At 73.6% G+C, this 2,154-nt stretch carries 5 protein-coding genes; 4 read left to right on the forward strand and 1 reads right to left on the reverse strand.

Features of this window, described 5'->3' with window-relative positions:
* Positions 1-18: 18 nt before the first annotated feature.
* The 3 genes from IE286_RS26790 (at position 19) to IE286_RS26795 (ending at position 1,152) form a co-directional block, all read left to right on the forward strand.
* Entirely contained in the window at positions 19-225 is a 207-nt protein-coding gene (locus IE286_RS26790; RefSeq protein WP_189799345.1) for an acyl-CoA carboxylase epsilon subunit, read from the forward strand.
* 105 nt (positions 226-330) lie between these two features.
* On the forward strand, positions 331-459 hold the full coding sequence (mmpB, locus tag IE286_RS27705) for a morphogenic membrane protein MmpB (RefSeq protein ID WP_267969439.1): 129 nt from the start codon (positions 331-333) through the stop codon (positions 457-459).
* 69 nt (positions 460-528) lie between these two features.
* On the forward strand, positions 529-1,152 hold the full coding sequence (locus tag IE286_RS26795) for a Maf family protein (protein WP_189799346.1): 624 nt from the start codon (positions 529-531) through the stop codon (positions 1,150-1,152).
* Positions 1,153-1,182: 30 nt separating this feature from the next.
* On the opposite strand, the gene IE286_RS26800 is transcribed toward IE286_RS26795, so the two are convergent.
* Entirely contained in the window at positions 1,183-1,638 is a 456-nt protein-coding gene (locus IE286_RS26800) for a hypothetical protein (protein WP_229863829.1), read from the reverse strand.
* A gap of 434 nt (positions 1,639-2,072) precedes the next feature.
* Here IE286_RS26800 and IE286_RS26805 point away from each other — a divergent pair.
* A partial coding sequence (locus IE286_RS26805) for a biotin carboxylase N-terminal domain-containing protein (RefSeq protein WP_308434054.1) occupies positions 2,073-2,154 on the forward strand: 82 nt, incomplete at its 3' end.

Here is a 2,154-nt window from a genome sequence, read left to right on the forward strand (position 1 = left end):
CCCGCTGTGAGGAACGCTGTGATCAAGGTCGTCCGAGGCAACCCCACCCCCGAGGAGCTCGCCGCCGCCCTGGCGGTGGTCAGGGCGCGCGCCGCGGCGGCGGCCACGCCGCCGTCCGGCGCGCCCGCGGCACGGGACTCCTGGGCCGACCCGGCCCGCATCGCCGCGCACCGGCTGCCGCAGCCCGGTCCGACGGCCTGGGCCCGCACCTACTGGCCCGGCTGACCCGCCCGCCGCACGCGGCCGCCCGGCGGGCGCCGGGGCCGCGCGCGGCAACTTGAGTACGCGTACTCAGGCGCCGGCCCGGCCCGCCGCCGGACCATCGACACCATGCTGTGGTCCGACCCGGGAGACGAGCCGCCGAAGGAACTGCGCGACATGCAGACGATGCTGCGGCGGCTGGGCGTTCTCATGGCCGCGGCCATGGTGCTGGCGATGGCCGTGATCGGCCTGAGATGACCGGCCGGCCTGCCGTTCGGCCACCGGACGGTGGCGAGGTGTGCCGCCCGGCGCGGATACGCTGAACGCATGACTGACCAGCCGCGACGCCGACTCGTTCTCGCCTCCCAGTCCCCCGCCCGGCTCGGCCTGCTCCGCCAGGCCGGCCTGGCCCCCGAGGTGATCGTCAGCAAGGTCGACGAGGACGCCGTCACCGCCCCCACGCCTGCCGAGCTGGCGCTCGCGCTCGCCGAGGCCAAGGCGTCCGTCGTGGCTGCCCGCCCGGAGGTCCAGGGCGCCCTGGTGATCGGCTGCGACTCGGTGCTCGACCTGGACGGCCGGGCCCTCGGCAAGCCCGCCGACGCCGAGGAGGCCGCCGCCCGCTGGAAGGCGATGCGCGGGCGGGCCGGCACTCTGCAGACCGGGCACTGCGTGTGGGACACGGCGAGCGGCCGCTACGCCTCGGCGACCGCCTCCACGGTGGTCCATTTCGGGGAGCCGACGGACGAGGAGATCGCCGCGTACGTGGCCTCCGGAGAACCGCTGAACGTCGCCGGCGCCTTCACCCTGGACGGCCGTTCGGCCCCGTTCATCGACCGCATCGACGGCGACCACGGCAACGTCATCGGCATCAGCCTGCCCCTGGTGCGCCGGCTGCTGGCGGAGCTGGGCGTCGGGATCACCGAGCTGTGGACGCCGGCCGCCGACGACTGAGCGGCGCCCGCAGGCAACCGGCGGACCGGGTCAGGAGGTGCTGGGCTCGGCCGGCGGGGTGACGGGCGGCTGCGCGGCGTGGTCCGGGCCGGCCTCCTCGGCGTCGTAGGTCGTCAGCAGCAGCACGATGAGGCCGAGCACGACAACCATGAACAGGAACGCCGGCCAGCCCACCAGCCCCCAGGCGAAGGCGCCCAGCAGACCGTGCACCACGGCCGCGCTGATCAGCAGGATGCGTCCCAGGCCCGCCGGGCGGCGGTCCCGCACGGCCACCGCCGCGGCGGCCACGCCGCACAGCGCGAAGTAGAGCCCGAAGACCACCCCGCCGGCCTTCGACGAGGTCGCCATCAGGTCCGCGTCCAGGCCGGCCAGGGACATCTGCTGGCGGTGGACGACCTCGCCGAGGAACCAGTCGACCGCGGCGACGCCGAGCGCCTCGGCGAACAGGACCACCGTCACCAGCCATGCCACCGGTCTGCGCACCACCGGCCCCACCCACTTTCGACCCAGGCTCCGCCCGGAGCCGTGTTACCGCGAGTACAGTCCGACGGCGAGAACGCTACAGCGGCACCCCCCCCCCTTCGTGTTAAGGGTCCGGCGGGCGGTCGCGCCCAAGGTTCCGGGGGCGGCGGGCGCCGGGAGGGGGGTCCCGCGAACGGAGAAGAATCGTTGGGCCATTCGTAGGATCTCCACAAAGAAATGCGGCGGGCCGCAGCATCCCCTCACAGAGACCGTGACCACACCAAAAGGCTAGGGTTCTCCCGAGGAGCCCTGCGTACCACCGGTGCGACTTGGGCGTTTCGCGGGTCGAGCAAGCCTCGCATCACGCTCCGTGTGGGCAAGCTCACCATCGGGGACGGGTCGAAGTGCCGTGTCGGCTGTCCCTAAACTCGGCTTGTTTCAAGGAGGGAGCCTCAATCGTGCGCAAGGTGCTCATCGCCAATCGTGGCGAAATCGCTGTCCGCGTGGCCCGGGCGTGCCGGGACGCCGGGATCGCGAGTG

The organism is Streptomyces thermodiastaticus (genome assembly GCF_014656135.1).
GTDB lineage: Bacteria > Actinomycetota > Actinomycetes > Streptomycetales > Streptomycetaceae > Streptomyces > Streptomyces thermodiastaticus.